Raw genomic sequence first — 22,793 nt, 5'->3', positions numbered from 1 at the left:
CCTACGCCGACCACTCCAGCCCCGGCGACTCCAACAACCCCAGCGAATCTGACAGGCACAGCCACAACAACGAGCATTAAGCTCAGCTGGAATGCAGCAGACAACGCCGAGAGCTACGAGTTGAAACGCGATGGCCAAGAGGTCTACAGCGGAAACGAACTAACTTATACGGATACAGGCTTGAAGGAGTCCACGAGCTACACGTACACATTGGTAGCCAAGAACGGAACCGGAGAAAGCAGTGCGGCATGGCTACAAGTAAAAACAGCCGATCCAACGCCGACTGATCCAACGCCGACCACTCCAGCCCCGGCGACTCCAGCAACCCCAGCGAATCTAACAGGCACAGCCACAACAACGAGCATTAAGCTTAGCTGGAATGCAGCGGACAACACCGAGAGCTACGAGTTGAAACGCGATGGCCAAGAGGTCTACAGCGGAAACGAACTAACTTATACGGATACAGGCTTGAAGGAGTCCACAAGCTACACGTACACATTGGTAGCCAAGAACGGAACCGGAGAAAGCAGTGCGGCATGGCTACAAGTAAAAACAGCCGATCCGGCGTCAACCACACCGCAGACCACGCCACCACCATCGATTCCAGTAACGCCGCCGCCAACGGTCCCAATTAACTTTGTTGGCACAAGCAATGAGAGAAGTATTCTTCTCATTTGGGATCCGGTTGCGCAAGCGGTGAGCTATGAACTTAAGCGTGACGGCGTAATCATCTACAGCGGTGTGATTTATCAAGGGAAGCTTACATGGTTCACAGATAGGCCATTAACCCCTTCAAAGAAGTACACGTATACATTGGTGGCCAAGAATAATACGGGAGAAAGTACCCCTGAAGCCATTCAAATAACAACGAAGAGTTACAATGTTCCCGTTTTAGAGTCACCTAAATTCGTGAAAAAACTGGTGAGATCAACAACTACTACACTCACATGGAAAAAGGTTATAAATGCTGACACCTATGAATTGTTACGAGACGGAAAAAGCATTTATAAAGGGAAGCTTACGTGGTTCACAGATAAGCGACTAACCCCTTCAAAGAAGTACACGTATACATTGGTAGCTTGGAGCCGAAATGACAGCAGTCAGTCATCTGTTATTCTCGTAACAAATCCGAACAGTCCGGATAAAATAAAAACAAAGACATCACTACTTCAAAGATTAAGGTAGTTTGGATAGCGAATGGGAATTCAAATGAAACCGAGTATCGTGTTACGACGAACAATGGTTATGACAGTGGATGGATAACCGATTTGGAACATACGTTAACCAATCTATCTGCAAACAAGCGCTATAAGATTTCTTTTACTGCAGAAACAAGGCAGGCGTAGTATCTAACAGCGGAAGCATTTACACGAAGAAAAAGAAGAAATGATCATCTAAAAAAGTTGGTATTTTCCCCTTACGGTAGACAGTGAAAAAGAGTCTATGATGGACTCAACATTGTTGGCCGGAGGGGATTTTTTATGCCACAAAGTTGGCTCAATCTCATAATCAGTGCTTGACATCCGGACCCTTTTGTTGTTTGTGCGGACTTACAACATTACAGGAATTGTAGATGTTTTTCCATTTTTGACCCTTGATGATTTCGTCAAGCACTGATTTTGGTTTTGAGCCAAAAAAACAGCAAGCTTATCCTTATGGGAAAGCTTGCTATTTTGTGTAAGCGCGACATGGCTGAGGACAATATGAACGTGCTGTACAAACTTCGTTTTCCCATTCCATGGGTCAATGTACCGTAGAATTATAGCTTGTTCGTCGCATCATTCCCTGGGTAGAAAGCAAAAAGAAGCGGGAATAAGTATGGTTCCTTACCAAAAGATATGTTAGTATTATCATTAGGTTTTATTATGTTATATAGCATAGACAAAATACAAGGCTAGTCATGAGCATACATTATGGCAGGATTCGAACGCAGGTTTGTGAAAGCTTTCTCGTTCATAAGTCCTGTCTTTCATTTCGTCGCCCTGTGAATGTGAAGGAGGATACACCATGAGTGTAATCGACCATATTTTAGATAATGCCCTACGCGGCGAACGCCTGAATTTAGAGGACACCGTTGCTTTGTTCGAGTCAGACGAGGTAGAAAAGATCGGTCACGCGGCAAATAAAGTGATGAACCGTATGCATCCTGATCCGATTAAAACGTTCGTCATCGGACGAAATATTAACTATACGAACGTCTGTGATGTATACTGCCGCTTTTGCGCTTTTTACCGTAGACCAGGTTCAGATGAAGGCTATGTCTTGCCCGATGAAGTGATTTTCCAGAAAATCAAGGAAACGCAGAATGTAGGCGGCACCGAAATTCTGATGCAAGGCGGAGTGAATCCTAACCTGCCGTTCAGTTACTATACCGATTTGCTCAAGGCGATCAAGGAGCGTTTTCCCGATATTACAATGCATTCTTTCTCGCCGGCTGAAATTCATAAGATGAAGGAAAAATCCGGATTGTCCATGGAAGATACGATTCGAGCCATTCATGAAGCCGGATTGGATTCCCTGCCAGGCGGGGGGGGAGAAATTTTGGATGACCGCACACGCCGCAAAATCAGCCGTCTCAAAGGCTCTTGGCGGGATTGGATGGACGTGATGCAGACCGCTCACAAGGTTGGTATGAACACGACAGCTACCATGGTTATCGGCTTTGGCGAGTTGATGGAGGAGCGTGCGCTGCATTTACTGCGTGTTCGTGATGCCCAGGACGAATGCATTGAAAACAAATACAATTCCGAAGGCTTTCTGGCCTTTATTCCATGGACCTTCCAACCGGATAACACAAATCTGAAAAAGGAACGCCAGACGCCGGAGGAATATTTGAAGACTGTTGCAATTAGCCGCCTTGTACTGGATAACATCAAGCATATTCAGTCTTCCTGGGTAACGATGGGACCAGAAATCGGCAAAAAATCACTATACTATGGTTGCGACGACTTCGGTAGTACCATGATTGAGGAAAACGTCGTTTCCGCCGCAGGAGCAACGTACAAAGTCAACATCGAATCCATTTTACAGTTAATCCGCGAAACGGGTCATGCTCCAGCACAACGCAATACCCGCTATGATATTATTCGTACCTTTGACGGTGCCGGCAGCATCGAACATGATTTTATCATGCAAAATTAGGACTTGGGTTTTGGGCAATTTTAAATGAATGAGGTAAATACATCATAACTAAAATAATAGATATGTGCGACACATACTGGAGCATGTAGCCTGTTATTTTGCGGTAATAACTACAACGCTTGTCTATCATTAATCCAAATGGAGGGATTAGTATGGATAAGCGTTCTTTGTCGTCTGGCAGAGATATATGCGGAAAGAAAAGAGCAACATTGTTGGAGGAGAGCATTCGTAATGAAACCAAGAATTACACGAAGCTAACCATCGACGATTGTATTCCAAGTTTATTGAATTAAGCGGTACTACCGTATTGAAAGGCAGCTATCGTCATGATAGTATATCAATTAATGGAGTGTTATAATCATACATTAATAAGCGATTCAAGCAATCCACATTTTGAATTCAAATACATTTGAAGGTGAACTATCTTATGCTAAAAGTTAACCGAAACGACCAACGTCCCCTATGGCAGCAACTCCTAGACCAAGCGATTCATAATATTAGAACGGGAAAATGGCCACCTGGGGAATTGCTACTCCCATCTCGTGAGCTCGCTTTATTAGTCGGTGTCTCGCGCTCAACCATACAGATTGTTTATGAGGAATTATTTAGCCGTGGATACACCGTGACATCTCGGCGCGGCGGAACAAGGGTAAGTGAGTGGAGCTATATAACAGGCTCTTTTGAAGATGTTATGCCTCAAGGGCCAGTCACCCCCGAATTACCTGTATTAAACGCTGCAGTCAATCATCTACACGGCTGGCTTAGAGGCAAAGAAGAGCAAAATGTGGAGATTGATTTCTGTCCCCACGAGCCTTATTTGGACCAACATTTTCAAAGAAACTGGAGACAATCATTTTTACAAGCCTCCACAGAAATGGACCTGGCGAATTGGGCTTATGGTAACGCCTACGGTTTTGTATCACTGCGCGAACAGATACAACGGTATTTGTCACTTGAACGAGGAATCCACGTGCATATCGATCAAATTATGTTAACCTCAGGAGCGCAGCATAGCCTTGATTTAATCGCCCAAGCGCTATTAAATGAAGGAGACACGGTTTCTGTTGAAGATCCCGGTTTTCCTGCAGCTTGGATGACCATGAAATATAGAAGTATGAATGTTGTGCCCGTTCCTGTTGACGAGTACGGATTGCAGGTAGATCTCATTCATCCACAATCCAAGCTAACTTTTGTCACGCCTTCGCATCAGTGTGCCGTTGGAGTCATAATGTCGGAATCCCGGAGGCAACAATTGTTACGTAAGGCTACACAACATCAATTTTGGATTGTTGAGGACGATTATGATAGTGAATTTCGATATCGTGGGGACCCACTTCCTACGTTATTCAGCCATCAACCCCAAAACACGCTATATATGATGAGCTTTTCCAAAATGGTTGCTCCTGGAATCCGAATATCCGCGATTGTTGGGCCAAAAGGGGCCATCCGACAGCTTGCTCAAGTCCATGCACTCACTTATCGTCATCTTCCGATTATGGAACAATTGACGCTTGCTCATTTTATTGAACACGGGCACTTCATGCGCCATATGAGAAGAGTCAGAAATGTATATCGGCGCAGACATGCAGCCATGACAAAGGCCATAGCTGCTACTGGTCTAGACAAGCGTTTTAAACTCAGTGGGGTAGAAACAGGATTGCACATGCTTCTCGAAGCTGAGGAATCGTTTGACGAAGAAGCTGTGACGAACCAAGCGCTCAAAGAAGGAATACGTGTTTATCCCCTTAGCAATTATTGTCTAAATAGCGATCGAAAAGGATGGGTACTTGGTTTTGCTAAAGTAGAAGAGGAGGCAATTGAAGTCGGTATTTATCGCCTTGCGGAGATGCTTTTATAATTCCAGCACCTCCGCGTTATTCTGCTTCATTTCCCATTGCAATCGAAAACCGGAGCAGCTATAGTGGGTGAAATAAAATCGCGGCCGCGCGGTGAAGTTAATGTTGTGTTCATAAGCTCTCTTCTAATCGTCCTGGCGCGCGTTTTCGTTCCAGTAATACCTATCCGGCAAATAACGTTGGCCAAATACACTTGTCCCTACTCGTATGATGGTGGCTCCTTCTTCGATGGCAACCTTGAAGTCCCCGGACATGCCCATCGAGAGAGTATCCATTTCTACATTTGGAAATTTTTCTACCATAATCTGTGATTGGATTTGTTTTAACAATCGGAAGCAATGTCTGGTCTCGTCATTTGAAGCATTCAATTTTCCAATAGTCATCAAGCCTTTAATGTTTAACGTTTCGAACTGAGACAATTGTTCTACTAACTCAAGTGCTGCTTCCGGCGGAGCGCCGAATTTGCTTTCTTCGTAGGACGTATTGATTTGTACCAAAATATCCATGGTCTTGTTCTCTTTCAAGAGCTGATGATGCAAGGCCTGCCCCAATCTCAAACGGTCCACAGAATGAATGAGCTTGACATATTTTACAATGTCCTTTACTTTATTCGTTTGCAGATGTCCGATAAAATGCCATTCCACCTGCTTGTACTGCTGCATGAGTGGAAATTTCCCCAAAAGTTCTTGAGCTTTGTTTTCACCAAATAAAGTCTCGCCCGCTTGAATGGCAATTTTTAATTTTTCAAGTGGTACGGTTTTTGTCGCTAACAACAATTTCACATCTTCTTTCTTGCGCCCTGAAGCCTGGCAAGCCAATTCCATCAGTTGTCGTACGGATTCAAGGTTTTCTTCGACTAAATGGCCCATGTTCGTTCTACCCTCTTTCTACTTCTCATCCTTGTATGTTGTTCAAGTATTTTTAGCTTTTCGCATTTTTGATGCCTTCTTATCAATATTTTTGGTTCTAACAATAGTAAAGAGCCACAGTCCTTATGATTAGAATTTTGTGTAAATGCACAAATATTCCTTACTCTTTTTTTGAAAACGGTTCCTTCGGAAAAGAGACTTCGCCATGTTGCATCCCAAGCTATGAAAATCCATTAATAGTAATATGGCTCTACTCGTGTAGAATTGAATCATACAGGAAGCTGCCCGCTATTAGATTGTTTTTGCTGGTCTATACATTTTTTCTTCTTCAATTGGATTTTCTTTCGCCGTTATATGATAGGGGTCAATTCGGTATACCTGAACTGGACCTCCGAATACAGCGGACCTGTATTTGTCAACGTGCTGTTTGGCCAATGGGCGGTTATAATAATCAGGCACATATTTTTGAATCATTTCCTGCAACATATGTGTAACTTCGTCCAGATCGACAATAGGCTCAGTCTTGCCGAAAATCATAACACTCATATATGCGGTGTCTGTCTTGGCTGGAACTGGATCAGTAATAGTTCCATATTCTTCACAAACCGTAAAACAGACCTCTGGATTTATACTTATCACCTGGTTGCGTCTCCCGCCTGTGGCTCCATGAAAATAAAGCTTTCCGTTTGACCAAACATAATTGAGCGGAACAACGTATGGCAACTTACCATCAACCATACCAAGATGTCCAATCCTCGCTTTATTCAAAAAAGAATCAATTTTGTCACTGTCCAATACTTCTCTTATCTTGTAACGAACCTTATCCATTTTCAACCACTCCTATTAATGTTGGATTGTTTTCGTAAGTATATCAATCATTGGAGTGAGTTTGTACATCCATAATCCAAGAATCAAGCAGTCCATATTTTTTGCTAAGCAGATTCTTTTGCAAAGCCGCATAAGGGGGTTCCTCATTTTACGCTGTATCCTGTTTCCAGTCGTTCACTTCGTATAACCCTTTGGAGCTCGCCATATACTGTAATCAGTGATCGAAAGGAGTGAGCCAATGGAACTGTTTACAGTGTGGACCCATACAGACGGAAATCAGGAAAGCGAACGTTTTTATCAGGTGGTCAAGAGTAGAAACAAAGGACTACATATGTCACGGCGCGGATTTCGATTCACTTTCAGACAACTCGAAAACAAAGTGGCATGGACCTGCAAGGGGACAGAGAGCAATCCTGCATTTGAAAGCTTTCTCCCCTGTGTATACAGCATCATGGCTTCCGCAGTAGCGGATTTTATGATCGAAGTCAAGGAATGGGGGATGCTCAATCTGATCCTCACCAAAGCCTGCTCGCTGCTGGAGGCAGAGGATACGGAGCGGGTTCGCAGCATGGTACATTCTTTGTTAAAGGACGATGGCCCAAGAGGGCGTATGAAGCGTCACGTCAAACTGGCGGCTTTACTGGAAAAGGATTTTATGGAGCTGCGAGTGATTAACCTGGAAGGGCTTATTCAATTCAGATTGAACGCATACAAAAAGGAGCTTGAGGAAATCGTCGACTATGCCATGGAAGAATTTTGGGCGGATCGGCAGTATGAAGAATTTATGGGATTGCTCAAGTACTTTGTGTTTTTTCAGGAAAGTAAAGTTCCACTGGTGTATGTGCTTCATCAGGGTGGACATGATTTTACCATCCTCGATAGCTCCATGGTGCCGATACCAACACCCGACGGAGATGACATTATTGTAGAGATGCCGGGGGTTGAACTGGAAATGGAGGTCGAAGACAGAATCGTCAGTACACTTATTTCCATTTCCCCTGCTTCCATTATATTACACACGGACGACGAGCAAACCCCCATTGTACGGACGCTCCTGCATATTTTTGAAGATAAAATGAAGCTTAGCAGGTTCTATCCCGGGCAGGATGTTCAAAAATAATTAAGTGCTTGTATAAACCAACGGATTTCTGGAAAGCCTTTGCCTCAAGGGGAGGTTTTTTATGAGATCCATGTTGGTATGGAAACGGATTTTGGGAACCGTGTTAACCACCACTTGTTTGGCATTGCCCGGCAATGAGGTTTATGGTCATAAAGAGCCGGTCCAGCATAAGAAAGGGCAGTCAACGCCTGTTTTGGCTCCGCGGGAGGAGCAGATTACGACCATGACGGTCACGGCAACTGGATATACAGCAGGTTATGAATCCACTGGCAAGCGGCCAAGTCATCCCGGTTACGGTATTACGTATTCCGGTGTTAAAGTGCGTCGTGACAAAAACACACTGTCCACGATTGCGGCTGATCCCAAAACATTTCCTTTGGGCAGCATTTTGTACATTCCAGGTTACGGCTACGGCATTGTGGCAGATACGGGATCAGCGATCAAAGGCAATAAAATCGATCTGTATTTCAAAACTACCCGGCAGGTGTACTCTGAGTGGGGCAAGAAAGAAGTGGATGTGCAAATTATTAGAAAAGGAAGCGGAAAATGTACGGAGAAGATGCTGAATTCGCTCCAAAAGGTGATCGAGACGAACAAGTCCATTCCGGCCGCTACGCTGGATGATTCCATATAATTCGTGTATATAGTCCTTCCCGACTTCACATACTATGTTGCGGGATAAGCTTATCCCGAAAACATACTGGGAGGTTGAGAATAATGGAAAATCAAGGCGGAAGTTCGTACACGAATCAGAGCAACAAGGCAAACGCAGGAAGTCAGTACAAAGCGGAATTTGCCCAAGATAACTCGGTAGGTGTTGTTTCTCAAAAGGTGAAAAAGTCCGAGCAAAATAAAATTCAGGATAACTACCAGACACCAAATGAGAAATATGACGAAGAATTCGCAGCAGATCAAGGCGGCACAAGCTCTGTAGCACAAAAGATACAAAATTCCAGTCGCAGCAAAGTTCAAAACAATGCTCAGACACCGAACGAAAAATTCGACGAAAACTTTAACACGAAATAAAAAGCATACGATTGGAAATGCTCCGGATTCATATCCGGGGCATTTCGTGTTTGAATAAGGGGTAGCGAGTTGAGGTTAAAGGTTTTATCTCCTTTTTAATTGTTTTTAAGGTGGAATTAAGGTTTAAAGTGCAAAATAAAGTCAGTTAAACAACACCACCTTAGAGCATAGGGTTTGGGAGGAGATATACAATGAACGAATTTGAAAATAATTCCGGACGCCGGGATGACAACGATCAGGTTGAATCCGATAAAACAACCCGACAAAATGATTCAAACGGTTCCTCATATTACTATTCGTACGGTCCCTTTTCTTCGGTTCAATCAGATGGACAACGCAAGAATGGGAAGCTTGTAGAGAAGGACGTTGAAATTACGCCACCGCAGGCGGTAAGGCCTCTTCCTTCCTCTTACCATCGTGTCGGGGCTGAGCAGCAAGACGGCTCGGGTCAGAACGGCGGTAACTGGCAATTTAAACAGAATAAACCCAAGTCTCAGGTAAAGACGATTTTCCTATCCTTTTTGGCCGGGATGCTGGTTATAACGGTTCTGATGTACACAGCCGACCGTACGAATATGTTCACACCTGAGACAGCGTTGACATCGGCGGCAGCTGAAAGCGGAGCAACGACCCATTCGGGAACGACGAGTCCATCTCCTAACGCAGTTCCGGCTGTGATGCCTTCCGGCACCGCAGACGTTCAATCCGTTGTGGCCAAGGCGGGTCCGGCAGTTGTCAAAATTGAAACACTGGCTAAGCAATCCAGTAGTAGCAGTGGCAGACAAAGCAGTCCTTATTATAATGACCCGCTGTATCAATACTTTTTCGGTAATCAGTATGGAGACAGTGGTAATAGCGGAAACAACGGCAGCAGCAATGAAAATGAAGGCAGCAACAGTGGACAACTGACCCCACTTGGTATTGGTTCCGGCTTTATTTTCGATAAATCAGGCTACATCCTGACGAACAATCACGTTGTTGAAGGCGCGAATGTGGTTCAGGTCACGGTAGAGGGAACCAATAAGCCGTATGAAGCCAAAGTGCTGGGCAAAAATGCAGACCTGGATTTGGCTGTGCTGAAAATTGAAGGCAAGGATAACTTCCCGACGGTAACTTTAGGCAACTCCGCAAATGCTAAAGTGGGTGAGTGGATGGTGGCCATCGGTAATCCTGAAGGCTTCGAGCATTCGGTAACAGCCGGGGTGCTGAGTGCGAAGGAACGTACGATTACCATTAACAGTGAGTCGACGGGAAACCCTACTCAATATAAACATTTAATTCAGACCGATGCATCTATTAACCCTGGGAACTCTGGTGGGCCTCTGTTGAATCTGCAAGGACAGGTTATCGGCATGAACGTAGCTGTCAGTGCTGACGCACAGGGAATCGGGTTTGCGATTCCGTCCAATACGATTTTGGAAGTCGTCGATAAGCTGAAAAATAATCAGCCTATTCCGAAAGAACCCGTTCCTTTCATTGGTGCAAGCCTGTTGAACCTGAGTCCCGAAGTAGCCAAGGAATTGGGGACAACCCTGACTGAAGGCTCGGTGGTGCGGGATATTATCTACAAATCACCAGCTTATCAGGCGGATCTGCGTCCTTATGATGTGATTATCGGAGCTAATGGTACTCCTTACAGCACATCACAGGAGTTGATCGATTTCATTCAAAAGCAAAAAGTGGGTACAGCATTGACGCTTAACATTGAACGGGCAGGACAGAAAAAGGACGTTCAGTTAAAAGTGGGTAACAAGAACGACTTTAGCTCGACTCTTCAACAGTAATCCAATCATTCTTTAAAAGTAAAAAATGTGAAAAGAAGCGGAAGGAAGTTACCTTCCGTTTCTTGTTGTATGCGGTGGCAAGATGCTACACGCGTCTACTCCTGCTACAATAGAGTGAAAAGAAGATAATAAAGGAGCTCGATGGTGTATGCGTTCTACCATTCTGATTATTGATGACGATGAAAAAATCGTGTCCATGCTGCGCAGAGGGCTGGCTTTCGAGGGCTACGAAGTGCTGACGGCTGCCAACGGCGCAGAGGGATTGAACAAAATGCTTACAGCTGAGCCTGATGTTGTCGTGCTGGATGTGATGATGCCACAACTGGATGGTTTCGAGGTATGCCGTCGCATGCGAGAGGGAGGAAGTACAGTGCCCGTTCTGATGCTTACAGCCAAGGACGAGGTAGAGAATCGGGTCAAGGGATTGGATTTGGGTGCAGACGACTATCTCGTCAAGCCGTTTGCTCTGGAGGAGCTACTGGCTCGTGTGCGGGCGCTTCTACGCCGTAAAACCGATCAGCAGGATCATAATGGACATCGACTGACCTTCGAGGATTTGCAGCTGGATAATGAATCGCGTGAAGTGGTTCGCGGTGGCAAGCGGCTGGAGCTGACGGCAAAAGAGTTTGAACTGCTCCACCTGTTTATGCAAAACCCGAAGCGTGTTCTGTCGCGTGATCTGATTATGGACAAAATTTGGGGCTATGACTATAGCGGCGAGTCGAATGTACTGGAGGTATACATTGCCATGATCCGACAAAAAACGGAGCAGGATGGCGGCAAACGGCTCATACGTACGATTCGGGGAGCGGGTTATATTTTAAGAGGTGATGTGTAACTATGTCCATTCGTTGGCGACTGACAGCTTGGTATTCCAGCATCTTGGCTATAGTGCTTGTTATGTTTGGACTGGCTATTTATGGACTGGTATATTATTACGCATATGATGAAGTGAAAAGTCAGCTTATGAACCAGACGCCACGTATTTATAAGCAACTGCTGGTCACAGTGAAAGGCGGACTGTTCGAAGTTCCCAATCTGGATTTAGGACTGATCCAGGGCCGGGGAATTGATGAATCTCAATCGTATGTGCAAATTTACAATTATACGTCCGGAGTGACCAAGACCACGCAAAATATGAAAGACCTCAATATCACTTTCCCGGTTCCGTCCACAGCTGCTGGAGCGGTTCAAAATGAAGGAATTCGACGTGTGAGTGTGGATGGCGATCCCTTTATGATTTATCAGCAACCGATTAAATCCGAGGAACTGGGATTAGTGGTTGGACTGTTACAGGTTGGGCAATTTACAGGCTCTCAGGACCGACTGATGAACAGACTGCAAAATGTACTTGTATACGGTTCGTTGTTTGCCTTGCTCGCTGCCGCAACCTCAGGCCTCTTTCTGGCTCGTAAATCAATGAAACCGCTAGTGAAGGTGATTGAAGGGGCTAATCAGATTCAGTCCAGTAATGATTTGAGTGTCCGCATTGAATATGATGGACCGCCAGATGAAATTGGGCAACTGATTGCGACGGTTAACAAGATGCTGGGGCGTACGGAGGTTTTTTATAAGGAGCTGGAGGATGCCTATGGAGCCCAGCGCCGCTTTGTAGCCGATGCTTCCCATGAACTGCGTACGCCGCTTACGACAATCCGAGGGAACGTTGATTTTTTGCTCAAAATGTGGACTACCGGGCCGGGAGACCGTCCCAATATGGATGAAGCGATGATTCGTGAACTCTCCATGGAGGCCCTAGGTGATATGGCAGATGAAGGAAAACGGATGAGCCGTCTGGTTGGCGATATGCTATCGCTCGCCAGAGCAGATACAGGGAAAACATTCGAGAAGACCCCGGTGGCGCTGAAGCCGCTCGTAAATGAGGTTGCCCGGCGTGCTCAATATTTGGAGCGGACGTCTGAATGGAATGTGGGTGACTTCTCGATACTGAATGGCGTTTATATGGATGGCAGCAAGGATTATTTGCAGCAAATGCTGTTCATTTTCATAGATAATGCGTTCAAATATACACCGGAAGGTACGATCCGGTTTGATGCCATCGTCTATCAGGGACAGGTAGGTCTGCGGATTACTGATACAGGCATCGGGATGGACAAAAGTGAGGTTCCCTTTATTTTTGACCGCTTTTATCGGGCGGATGAGTCGCGTGGGGTGACGGAGGGAATTGGTTTGGGTTTGTCCATTGCCAAGTGGATTATAGATGAACATCACGGGTCGGTGGAAGTGGTTACACGCCAAGGGGAAGGGACGACATTTATCATCTGGCTTCCGGTCAGCTTTTCCGCGCCTTTGGAATAGGCTATAATAGGAGGGCAACTACATCATAGAATTGGCCGGTAAAGGCTTGGATGCCGCAGCTACCCAGTTTTTGAGCTGTATACTGTGTCGAAGAAAGCGGGTGCTATTTTTGGAAGTGCTCAGAATTTCGCCCCGGGGTTACTGCTACGGCGTAGTCGATGCCATGGTTTTGGCTCGTCAGGCGGCCAGAAATTTGGACTTACCTCGGCCTATTTATATACTAGGCATGATTGTGCATAACAGTCATGTCACAAATTCCTTCGAGGATGAAGGAATTATTACACTGGACGGCCCTAACCGCATGGAGATTTTAAGCCAGGTGGAGAGTGGTACCGTTATTTTCACCGCCCATGGTGTATCCCCTGAGGTTCGCAAGCTGGCTCGCGATAAGGGGCTGACTACGGTTGATGCAACTTGCCCGGACGTCACGAAGACCCATGATCTGATTCGGGAGAAGTCTGCCGAGGGATATCAGATTATTTATATCGGCAAAAAAAATCATCCCGAGCCGGAGGGAGCCATCGGTATTGCTCCTGACCATGTTCATCTGATCGAGAAGGAAGAGGAGATCGACACCCTTACATTGTCTGCGGGCAAAATCCTGATCACGAATCAGACGACCATGAGTCAGTGGGATATCAAGCACATTATGAAAAAACTGCTGGAGAAATTCCCGAGTGCCGAGATACACAATGAAATTTGTCTGGCCACGCAAGTGCGTCAGGAAGCGGTGGCGGAGCAGGCCGGACAGGCAGATTTGGTGATTGTCGTTGGCGATCCGCGCAGTAACAATTCAAACCGATTGGCTCAGGTGTCCGAGGAAATTGCGGGTACAACAGCTTACCGTATTTCCGATGTGACAGAACTGAAGCGGGAATGGCTGGAAGGCGTTCACAAGGTAGCGGTGACCTCTGGAGCTTCTACGCCTACGTTGATTACGAAAGAGGTTATTGTGTACCTAGAGCAATATGATCCGACTAACCCGGATACATGGGAGATTCAGCGGACGATTGATATGAAGAAGCTGCTGCCCCCTGTGCGTGAAAAGTCAAAAACGACTAAATAACATGTAACAGATCATGGCTGCTATTCGGGAGGAAACTCCCGGATAGCGGCTTTTTTTGAATTGGACGTAGACCCCCCGAACTGAATTGGCATCACGAGATCCAAAATGCAGGTCAATATTCAGGATAATTAAGTCTTGACGAGTACAGGTAAAACCAGTATATTTTCTTTAACGAATAAAAGCTTAAAAGCGAACAAGCGTTTAAGTGTCATAATGTCAAATGATCCATAAAAATATGTTGTATAGAGAGGGAAGAAAAATATGATCGTTATCGCTGGTATCCAAACACCTGAAGAACATATTCAGGCCATTATTGCAGTTATTGAAAAAGAAGGTTTGCAGGCTCACGTTTCCCATGGATCGGATCGTACGATTATCGGGCTGATTGGCAGTGTAGAGCCCAAGCTGGCTGAACACCTGCGCCAAATGAAGGGCGTAGAAAATGTAGTTAAAATATCGAAGTCATACAAATTGGCGAGCCGTGATTTTCATCCCGAAAATACCGTTATCTCTATCAAAGGTGTGAATATCGGCGGAGGCGAGCTTGTTATTATGGGTGGACCATGCGCCGTGGAGTCTGCTGCGCAGATCGACGAAATTGCTGCATTGGTTAAAGCTGCGGGCGCGCAAGTTCTCCGTGGAGGTGCTTTTAAGCCGCGTACGGGTCCTTACAGCTTCCAAGGAACGGGTGTAGAAGGTTTGATCATGATGGCCGAGGCGGGCAAAAAGCATGACCTGCTGACCATTACAGAGGTTATGACACCCGAATACGTGGATATCTGTGCGGAATATGCGGATATTTTGCAAGTAGGTACACGTAACATGCAAAACTTTGATCTATTGCGCAAGTTGGGAACCTGCGGCAAGCCAGTGCTGCTCAAGCGTGGTTTCAGTTCGACTTATGATGAGTTCCTGAATGCTGCCGAGTATATTTTGGCGGGAGGTAATCCGAATGTTATGCTGTGTGAGCGCGGAATCCGTACATTTGAAACCTACACCAGAAATACGCTGGATCTGTCAGCTATTCCTGTTCTGCAACAGCTGAGTCATTTGCCGGTTATTTCCGACCCAAGCCATGGCACAGGGCGTCGTGAGCTGGTTGTTCCTATGACGAAGGCTTCGGTGGCTGCTGGAGCAGACGGGCTGATTATTGAAATGCACACTGACCCCGATAATTCGATGACGGGTGATGGTGTACAATCTCTGTTCCCAGACCAATTTTCAGATTTGCTGAAAGATTTGGAATTGCTGGCTCCAGCTGTAGGAAAAACATTTCATACGCCTAGTGCCATTTCTTAAAACCAATACTTAACATTAATGTGTAAAAGTTTTGCCTCAACGCAGTAATCCGATTTAAATTACCCCCAAAGCCCAGTATTTCGGGCTTTTTTTATTGTTTAAATGTTATCAATTGTGTAAGCATATATAACATTATCTTAAAAAATACCTTACATATCTATTGACCCGTGTCATGTTTGAGATTTATAATGACGACAGAAAAAAACATTCGATCATGAACATTTCAGGGTTGTATAAGACTTAATGTTCGGAAAATTGGGAGGAAGAAGACATGTCCGTTGAAAATGTATTAAAAATAATTCAAGAAAATAATATTGAGTGGGTAGATTTTCGCTTTGTAGATTTGGCCGGCCGTGCCCACCATATTTCGTTGCCAGCTTCCGAAGTAGATGAAGAAACCTTTGTTAACGGTGTTGCTTTCGACGGCTCTTCCATTCCCGGCTATCGTGGCATCGAGGAATCCGACATGGTTATGCTGCCTGATACGGAAGCGGTTTTTATCGACCCCTTCACTCAGCACCCTACACTGAATATTCTGTGTGACATTGCTACGCCAGACGGCGAAAAATACGACCGCGATCCTCGCGGCATTGCAAGAAAAGCAGAAGAATTTCTGAAAACTGCTGGTGTAGGTACGAAAGTTAACTTTGCACCTGAGTCCGAATTTTTCATCTTTGACGAAGTACGCTACGAGAGTGGTATGAACAGCTCCTCCTTCTTCGTAGATTCTGAAGAAGCAGCTTGGAACACGAATCGCAAGGAAGAGGGCGGCAATCTGGGCTTTAAAGTGGGAGTGAAGGGCGGTTATGTGCCTGTAGCGCCAGTAGACACCCAACAAGACATCCGTAGTGAAATGTGCCGTTTGCTTGAAGAAGCAGGTCTGAGAATTGAGCGTCATCACCATGAGGTTGCTACGGCAGGCCAGGCGGAAATTAACTTCCGTTTTGATACACTCAAGAAAACAGCTGATAATCTGCTTGTTTATAAATACATTGTGCATAACACAGCTCGTCAATACGGTAAAGTGGCAACATTTATGCCGAAACCACTCTTTGGAGACAACGGAAGCGGTATGCACGTTCATCAATCCATTTTCGATGGCGACACTCCTTTGTTCTACGAAAAAGGTGCTTATGCTAACCTGAGCGAACTGGCCCTTCATTACATTGGCGGTATTCTGTACCATGCACCAGCGCTGATCGCTTTGACGAACCCAAGCACGAACTCGTTCAAGCGTCTCGTTCCAGGCTATGAAGCTCCAGTTAACCTGGTATTTTCCAAAGGTAACCGTTCTGCAGCTGTTCGTATTCCAGTAGCGGCGGTGACACCTAAAGGCTGTCGGATCGAGTTCCGTACACCGGACTCCACAGCTAACCCTTACCTCGCCTTCTCCGCAATGCTGATGGCGGGTCTGGATGGCATCAAGCGCAAACTGAACCCGATCGAATTGGGGTATGGTCCGCTTGATACGAACATCTATGAGCTGTCCGACGCTGAAATAGGTAAAATCCGCAGTGTTCCTGCTTCGCTGGATGAGGCTCTGGACGCTCTGGAAGCCGACTACGAGTTCTTGACAGAAGGCGACGTATTTACGAAGGACTTTATTGATAACTATGTAGAGCTCAAACGTTCTGAAGCTAAATCGGTTAACATCCGTGTTCATCCGCATGAATACAGCCTGTATTTCGACTGCTAATAGCAGTTAATAAATGAGCAGCATGGTTGCCTTGAACATTAAATTAAATACCACAAAATTAATATGTTAGATATACTTACATTCACATTTTTGTCACATTGTAAATGAAATCGGGAACATTTTTTAACAAGTCTTGAACGCTCTTATGAATACTGATATCATAGCGATAATATCCGAACCAGAGTAGAGAAGGGATGAGGATTTGTTGAGTAAGAGAGCCTATAATTTTAATGCAGGACCAGCGGCATTGCCGCTCAAAGTGCTGGAACGTGTACAAGCTGAATTCGTAGATTTTCAGGGAACAGGTATGTCCATTATGGAAATGTCTCACCGTGGAGCTGTGTATGAATCTGTTCATAATGAAGCGCAGGAACGTCTGTTATCTCTGCTAGGTAATCCAGAAGGCTACAAGGTGTTATTTCTTCAAGGAGGCGCAAGTACGCAATTTGCTATGCTGCCCTTAAATTTCTTGAGCGAAGGGCAGACGGGAAGCTATATTATGACAGGTAGCTGGTCGGACAAGGCATATAAAGAAGCCGAGCTGTTGGGCAAGGCTCATATTGCTGCATCCTCCGCTGATGAGAAGTACATGCGTCTTCCGAATGTGGATTCTTTGGACTTGCCTGACAATACTGCTTATGTGCATATTACGTCCAACGAGACAATTGAAGGCACGCAGTTTAAGCAATTTCCGGATACGGGTTCTGTGCCGTTAATTGCGGACATGTCTAGTGATATTTTTTGCAAGCCGTTTGATGCTACTCAATTTGGTTTGATCTATGCTGGAGCACAAAAAAATCTGGGACCTTCCGGCGTAACAGTCGTGATTGCCCGTGAAGAGCTGTTGACATCCTCACTGGACAATATCCCTACGATGCTGCGTTACAGCACTTATGAAAAAAATAATTCTCTCTACAATACACCTCCATCCTTTTCCATATACATGGTGAATGAAGTGCTGAAATGGATTCAGGAGGAAGGCGGCCTGGAAGGTATTGAACGCGTCAACCAGCAGAAAGCTGCTTTGCTCTACGACCGTATTGACAGCAGTGAAGGCTTCTACCGTGGTTGTGTAAATGTCGCTGACCGTTCCATTATGAATGTGACTTTCCGCCTCACAAATGAGGACTTGGAAAAGCAATTTATTAAGGAGTCCGAGCAGGCCGGTTTCGTCGGTCTGAAGGGACATCGCAGTGTAGGAGGGCTTCGCGCTTCGATCTACAATGCCGTTCCACTAGAGAACTGTCAAGCGTTGGCCGAGTTTATGGATCGCTTTAAACAGCGTCATAGCTGATTGTAACGGACATATTTTTCGATACACGAATGTTGGAAATTAAAAAAACAAAGTACAGCCTTCCCTGAATGTGTATAGGGGAAGGCTTTTAGTGGTGTAAAGTGATAATTTTTTGGTTTGATGTTCATATCTCACTGATTTTGTTAAGATAATAGAATGTGTGAATTTTCAGCTCAAAAAATGAAGGGAGCAAAACGTGATGCCATTACATATTGTGCTTGTTGAGCCGGAAATCCCGGCTAACACAGGGAATATTGCCAGAACGTGTGCTGCTACCGGAACACATCTGCATCTGGTGAAGCCGCTGGGCTTCCGTACCGACGATGCCACGTTAAAACGCGCTGGACTTGATTACTGGTATGCGGTCCACATTGAATACCACGAGTCTTTTGCTGAGGTGCAGGAGAAGTATCAGGAAGGCCGCTTTTTTTATGCCACCACGAAAGCAAAGCAGCGTTATAGTGATATTGCATTTCAGGATGGAGACTTTCTGGTATTTGGCAAAGAAACGAAAGGGCTGCCTCCCGAGCTTCTGGCTGCCAACCCGGATACATGCATTAAGATGCCTATGTCAGATAAAGTAAGATCGCTAAATTTGTCGAATTCCGCTGCAATTATCGTATATGAAGCGTTGCGGCAAATGAATTTCCCAGGTTTATCGTGAATAATATCAGGTGAGCGAGCATAACTGCGAATAAAGAACCAGGACTTTAGTTGCTAATCAAGCCTCTCGTCTCTGTTGTTTAGATAAACCCGACGTAGAGCTTGAAAAGAAGGTTATAATCAGTAATTTGTAAAATCCTCAGGGGAAGCTAATGATAATAGACTTTCCGGTCGATAAAAATATTACAGACATTCTGTACCATACTTTGATATGGTCTATGATTTTAAAAAAAAATGTAATAAAATTTCCTGTGACCAGCAGGATTCGACAAAAAGACAGCGAATACTACATAAAGAATAGTGTCTTTGTACCTAGTTTTTCGCAGGGAAGAAAATTGCAAGTCATAATGAATTAGGAGAGGTGTACGATCACGATGAAACCAGCCGGTGTGGTGCGTAAAGTAGATCAACTGGGGAGAATAGTCTTGCCCAAGTCACTGCGTAAAAGATATCAAATGAATGAGGGAGACCCTGTCGAAATTTTGGTTCAGGGCGACCATATTATTTTGGAGCGTTATCGTCCGAAATGTGTATTCTGTGGATCAGTTGAACAAGTGAACAATTTTAAAGAGCGTTTTACTTGTGCTCAATGCTTGACGGAAATGACACAGTACTCCTAAAATGAGGAAAAAGCATCACGACATTCGTTCGTGATGCCTTTTTTTCTTATAGAGTATAAGGGAGAAAGCGTCGTTTACATGCTTGTAAACGATAAGCTCCTATTTATAGAACAAAAAATGAGTAGGGACCGGACGCAGTTTACCATCCGAAGGCTTGTTCACGACCCGACCGTTCAGGATGAGTGAGGAGGAGCCGCTCCCGTCCAGATTATAAGCATCCTGAACGCCGAGTTTGTACATTTTCCCTTGTAGTTCTTCGAGTGTTGCACCTGAACCCCCGCTTTCATTGTAGCCGTCTACGACAGTAATGAGCAGTTGACCATCTTTATAATTACCGATAGCTGTACGTGGCGCCCGTTTGGGCGATATCTTCCATTTGTCTGGAATAGGCATCCGGTTGCTGTCTACCCGCTCATAGGGAACTCCGAGCTTGGAGGTGGATACGTCGATCATAGATGGTTTCGGGGCGTTTGGACTGAGTGGAGGCTGTTTAGACAAGTTGATTCATCGTTTGGGTCGTTTGCTTGTACAACTCGGATGTCCGACGGATCGTGGACAAAGTGTAGGTCGCTGTTTGCTTAACTTTATCGAGTTGCTTCCCTACTAATTGCGATTGTAGAGTGACGTCTGCTTTTTGCAGAGTCAGGGCAGTGGGCTCGGAAAAGCTTAAAGGGGGATGCACTAACAAAACACACCCCAACAAATTGATAAAAGGAGCAAGGACCAACATAAAGAACCGATTCACTTGTTTTGTATTCATATTCATTTCAACAAGTCCATTTTTTTCTGAAGTATATGGAGCTGCTGGTCCGTATGGATTTGCATTTCGTTCAGCATTTCCTGCTTCAAATGATTGCTATACAGATAGGTTGCGAGAGCACCTAGTATAATGAGAATGAACCAAAATATCAGAAAAGCCTTAACGGGCAATCCCTTGCTTGAAGTGCCCCGCCGGGCTTTGGTAGGAGGGTGTTCAGGTGAAGCTTGCATGCGATTTTCAACTCCCGTGTAAAGTCAAATTTCCAGTCATTATTTCGCAAAAGCGAAATAGATGCATAAACATATCTGGAAAAAGAGATTGCATCGGAAGGAAGTCCTAGGATACAATTTCCTTAAACCGTTTTCGCTTCCTATACGTTCACATTCACGCAATTTATACATATGCACCCCTTATTTTTAGATTCATTTTTGCCAATTATATATTTTATGTATTTTTTTGTTAAATCAGGAGGTTTAGACATGAGAAAAGTATGGCAGGTGGTCATCATAGACATCCATCCTACGAGTATGCTGGGAACAAAGCTTATTTTGGAAGACCAGCAGGATTTGCTTGTCAGAGGGATGTCCTCCTCCGGAACAGAAGGTCTGGAATTGGCTTGCTCCATTCGGCCGGAAATCATTTTAATGGATTACAGGTTGCCTGAGGGAACGGCGGAACCGTTTCTAACACAAATTCGGGCCTTGTCTCCAGACAGCCATATTGTTATTATGACGGATGAGGATAATATTACGCTCTTCCAAGAGCTGATTTCGCTGGGAGCGAATGGAATGTTATCCAAACAGGCGACACCAAGCCAGTTGATTCATCTGATCAACGGTTTGCGCGAAGGATTTGCTTCGGTACCGATGGACTGGATTCGTTGTGAAAACTGGCCTTTTATACCGCTAATGGCTTCTGAGCCCTTTGACGAATTGACACAAACTGAAGTTTTTATTATGGAACATATTCTACAAGGAATTACATATGACAAAATTGCTACTGAGATCGAAGTCAGTCGGCGTTCTATTGATAATTATTTACGTAAAATTTATGCGAAATTGGGCGTGTCCAGCCGGGCGCAGGCGATTGAACGTTATGCTCTGTATGCGCGTCAGACCAAGCAACTATATGCCTGACGCGCCAGTCCGAAAGTCATGTTTTCAGGAAAAGGAGGATGTTTATGCAATATTCCTTTGCTTCACGAACAGCTGCAATGTTGGCTTCTCCAGTGCGTCATATCCGGGAAAATGCGAGAAGACACTCCTTTATATCTTTGGCTGAAGAATTGCCTGCACAAGAGCTGTTTCCGGTACAGCTTTTGGAAGAAGCGGCTCATGATGTGTTTGGCTCCGGCCCTGACGCCCTCCAGTACGGTGACCCGGAGGGCTATTTTCCTTTGCGAGCATGGCTTGCAGGAGAGTGGGAACAGCGCAAAGGAGTTAGAGTGCCACCAGGACAGATTCTCCTGACGACAGGCAGTCAGCAGGCCATTGATCTGATCGTAAGGCTGATGGTGGACGAACGCGACCCGGTGTTAGTCGAAAATCCGACGTCGCCCGGATGTCTGCAAGTGCTGTCGATGCAGGGAGCGCAGATCGTTCCCGTTGAATCTGATGGAGAAGGTGTGCTTCCCGATCAGCTTGAAGCCTTAATCGTTCATCACCATCCCAAGCTTTTTTTCGCTACACCCACGTTTACGAACCCGACCGGTTCCTTATGGAGCGTGGCAAGACGTCAGGAGATTTTGGAACTGTGCAGGCGCCATCAGGTGTTGATCGTGGAGGACGACTCTTACGGAGAACTACATTTTAAACAAAAAAATGAATCCGGCGACAAGAGCCCGCATGGGCAAAGCCGGAAATTTGCAGAAGCCTATCCTTCGCTATTTGCGCTGGATCATGCTGGGCAGGGCGGTCAGGTGCTATATATCGGTTCATTTAACAAAACGGTTGCGCCCGCGCTGAGAACCGGATGGGCAGCAGGCCCCGCCCTGTTGATCGAAGGTATGTACGCTTTGAAGCAGTTGGCCGATATGCAGTCCAGTACGATGAACCAGCGACTCCTGTTCCAGTTGCTGACCAGCTCGCGTTTTCAATGGCACGAGCATTTAGCAATGCTGAACAAAGAGTACTCAACACGTCTGCAATTAATTCTGGAGCTGCTCAAGCGCCCGTTTTGGAAAGATGTGTCGTACCACATTCCGTCCGGCGGCATGTATGTGTGGGTTCGGTTGCCCGATGGGCTGGACAGCGCACTGCTGCTAAAGGCGGCTCTACCCAAAGGTGTAGCCTTTATGCCAGGGGAGTTGTGCGCGGTTGGCAGCGAAGGCGCGTCCCATATCCGCCTGAACTTCAGCCATCCGGGCCGCGAGCAGCTACTCATGGGCATGAACTTGATCGGTGAGACGATCAGTGAATTCACTGCGCGAAGCTAGCAGGGGCCGAACGATCTA

Annotated in this window: 21 protein-coding genes and 1 pseudogene; 18 read left to right on the top strand and 4 right to left on the bottom strand. The window is 45.5% G+C overall.

Annotated features, from left to right (window positions below; translation table 11 throughout):
- From ACWGOO_RS02825 to pdxR, 4 genes are all read left to right on the top strand, one after another.
- The coding region (locus ACWGOO_RS02825) for a fibronectin type III domain-containing protein (protein ID WP_452481323.1) at nt 1-1,185 on the top strand (1,185 nt) is incomplete at its 5' end.
- Entirely contained in the window at nt 1,161-1,346 is a 186-nt protein-coding gene (locus tag ACWGOO_RS02820; RefSeq protein WP_452481596.1) for a hypothetical protein, read from the top strand. The genes ACWGOO_RS02825 and ACWGOO_RS02820, both read left to right, overlap by 25 nt.
- Nucleotides 1,347-2,007: 661 nt before the next feature.
- On the top strand, nt 2,008-3,141 hold the full coding sequence (mqnC, locus tag ACWGOO_RS02815) for a cyclic dehypoxanthinyl futalosine synthase (protein ID WP_452481322.1): 1,134 nt from the start codon (nt 2,008-2,010) through the stop codon (nt 3,139-3,141).
- A gap of 427 nt (nt 3,142-3,568) precedes the next feature.
- Nucleotides 3,569-4,999 carry a MocR-like pyridoxine biosynthesis transcription factor PdxR gene (gene pdxR / locus ACWGOO_RS02810; protein ID WP_452481319.1) on the top strand — a complete coding sequence of 477 codons (1,431 nt, stop codon included), beginning with the start codon at nt 3,569-3,571 and terminating at the stop codon, nt 4,997-4,999.
- A gap of 123 nt (nt 5,000-5,122) precedes the next feature.
- Here pdxR and ACWGOO_RS02805 read toward each other — a convergent pair whose 3' ends face one another.
- Nucleotides 5,123-5,866, bottom strand: a complete 744-nt coding sequence (locus ACWGOO_RS02805) for a YggS family pyridoxal phosphate-dependent enzyme (protein WP_452481317.1) — start codon at nt 5,864-5,866, stop codon at nt 5,123-5,125.
- Between the two features lie 291 nt (nt 5,867-6,157).
- Nucleotides 6,158-6,694, bottom strand: a complete 537-nt coding sequence (locus ACWGOO_RS02800; RefSeq protein WP_452481315.1) for a pyridoxamine 5'-phosphate oxidase family protein — start codon at nt 6,692-6,694, stop codon at nt 6,158-6,160.
- A gap of 238 nt (nt 6,695-6,932) precedes the next feature.
- On the opposite strand from ACWGOO_RS02800, the gene ACWGOO_RS02795 reads away from it, so the two are divergent.
- From ACWGOO_RS02795 to ACWGOO_RS02740, 12 genes are all read left to right on the top strand, one after another.
- A complete protein-coding gene (locus ACWGOO_RS02795) occupies nt 6,933-7,814 on the top strand; it encodes a putative sporulation protein YtxC (RefSeq protein ID WP_452481313.1) in 882 nt (293 codons plus the stop codon).
- A gap of 61 nt (nt 7,815-7,875) precedes the next feature.
- Nucleotides 7,876-8,448, top strand: coding sequence for a 3D domain-containing protein (locus ACWGOO_RS02790; protein ID WP_452481311.1), 573 nt, complete (start codon nt 7,876-7,878; stop codon nt 8,446-8,448).
- An 83-nt stretch (nt 8,449-8,531) separates the two neighbouring features.
- Nucleotides 8,532-8,840, top strand: a complete 309-nt coding sequence (locus ACWGOO_RS02785; RefSeq protein ID WP_452481309.1) for a hypothetical protein — start codon at nt 8,532-8,534, stop codon at nt 8,838-8,840.
- Nucleotides 8,841-9,031: 191 nt separating this feature from the next.
- Entirely contained in the window at nt 9,032-10,624 is a 1,593-nt protein-coding gene (locus ACWGOO_RS02780; RefSeq protein ID WP_452481308.1) for a S1C family serine protease, read from the top strand.
- A 148-nt stretch (nt 10,625-10,772) separates the two neighbouring features.
- Nucleotides 10,773-11,462 carry a response regulator transcription factor gene (locus ACWGOO_RS02775; RefSeq protein ID WP_452481306.1) on the top strand — a complete coding sequence of 230 codons (690 nt, stop codon included), beginning with the start codon at nt 10,773-10,775 and terminating at the stop codon, nt 11,460-11,462.
- 2 nt (nt 11,463-11,464) lie between these two features.
- Nucleotides 11,465-12,943, top strand: coding sequence for a sensor histidine kinase (locus tag ACWGOO_RS02770; protein ID WP_452481304.1), 1,479 nt, complete (start codon nt 11,465-11,467; stop codon nt 12,941-12,943).
- 109 nt (nt 12,944-13,052) lie between these two features.
- The gene (locus ACWGOO_RS02765; protein WP_452481302.1) at nt 13,053-14,009 is read left to right on the top strand and encodes a 4-hydroxy-3-methylbut-2-enyl diphosphate reductase; all 957 of its coding nucleotides are present in this window, start codon (nt 13,053-13,055) and stop codon (nt 14,007-14,009) included.
- A gap of 261 nt (nt 14,010-14,270) precedes the next feature.
- A complete protein-coding gene (aroF, locus tag ACWGOO_RS02760; RefSeq protein WP_452481300.1) occupies nt 14,271-15,308 on the top strand; it encodes a 3-deoxy-7-phosphoheptulonate synthase in 1,038 nt (345 codons plus the stop codon).
- A 271-nt stretch (nt 15,309-15,579) separates the two neighbouring features.
- Nucleotides 15,580-17,004 (top strand): type I glutamate--ammonia ligase, encoded by a 1,425-nt coding sequence (glnA, locus tag ACWGOO_RS02755; RefSeq protein ID WP_452481298.1) that lies wholly within the window; start codon nt 15,580-15,582, stop codon nt 17,002-17,004.
- A gap of 202 nt (nt 17,005-17,206) precedes the next feature.
- Nucleotides 17,207-18,298, top strand: coding sequence for a 3-phosphoserine/phosphohydroxythreonine transaminase (gene serC, locus ACWGOO_RS02750; protein ID WP_452481296.1), 1,092 nt, complete (start codon nt 17,207-17,209; stop codon nt 18,296-18,298).
- A gap of 199 nt (nt 18,299-18,497) precedes the next feature.
- Entirely contained in the window at nt 18,498-18,962 is a 465-nt protein-coding gene (gene trmL / locus ACWGOO_RS02745; protein ID WP_452481294.1) for a tRNA (uridine(34)/cytosine(34)/5-carboxymethylaminomethyluridine(34)-2'-O)-methyltransferase TrmL, read from the top strand.
- Between the two features lie 373 nt (nt 18,963-19,335).
- On the top strand, nt 19,336-19,581 hold the full coding sequence (locus ACWGOO_RS02740) for an AbrB/MazE/SpoVT family DNA-binding domain-containing protein (RefSeq protein ID WP_452481292.1): 246 nt from the start codon (nt 19,336-19,338) through the stop codon (nt 19,579-19,581).
- A gap of 99 nt (nt 19,582-19,680) precedes the next feature.
- Here ACWGOO_RS02740 and ACWGOO_RS02735 read toward each other — a convergent pair.
- Together ACWGOO_RS02735 and ACWGOO_RS02730 are read right to left on the bottom strand one after the other, a co-directional pair.
- Nucleotides 19,681-20,347, bottom strand: a pseudogene (locus ACWGOO_RS02735) (phosphodiester glycosidase family protein).
- Nucleotides 20,344-20,571 (bottom strand): hypothetical protein, encoded by a 228-nt coding sequence (locus ACWGOO_RS02730; RefSeq protein ID WP_452481290.1) that lies wholly within the window; start codon nt 20,569-20,571, stop codon nt 20,344-20,346. Before ACWGOO_RS02730 ends, ACWGOO_RS02735 begins: the two are co-directional and overlap by 4 nt.
- Nucleotides 20,572-20,820: 249 nt before the next feature.
- On the opposite strand from ACWGOO_RS02730, the gene ACWGOO_RS02725 reads away from it, so the two are divergent.
- Together ACWGOO_RS02725 and ACWGOO_RS02720 are read left to right on the top strand one after the other, a co-directional pair.
- Nucleotides 20,821-21,477, top strand: a complete 657-nt coding sequence (locus ACWGOO_RS02725; protein ID WP_452481288.1) for a response regulator — start codon at nt 20,821-20,823, stop codon at nt 21,475-21,477.
- Nucleotides 21,478-21,521: 44 nt separating this feature from the next.
- The gene (locus ACWGOO_RS02720; RefSeq protein WP_452481286.1) at nt 21,522-22,775 is read left to right on the top strand and encodes an aminotransferase-like domain-containing protein; all 1,254 of its coding nucleotides are present in this window, start codon (nt 21,522-21,524) and stop codon (nt 22,773-22,775) included.
- Nucleotides 22,776-22,793: the final 18 nt, after the last annotated feature.

The sequence above is a fragment of the Paenibacillus sp. NPDC055715 genome (genome assembly GCF_053617595.1).
This window is presented reverse-complemented; position numbering and strand designations above follow the sequence as displayed.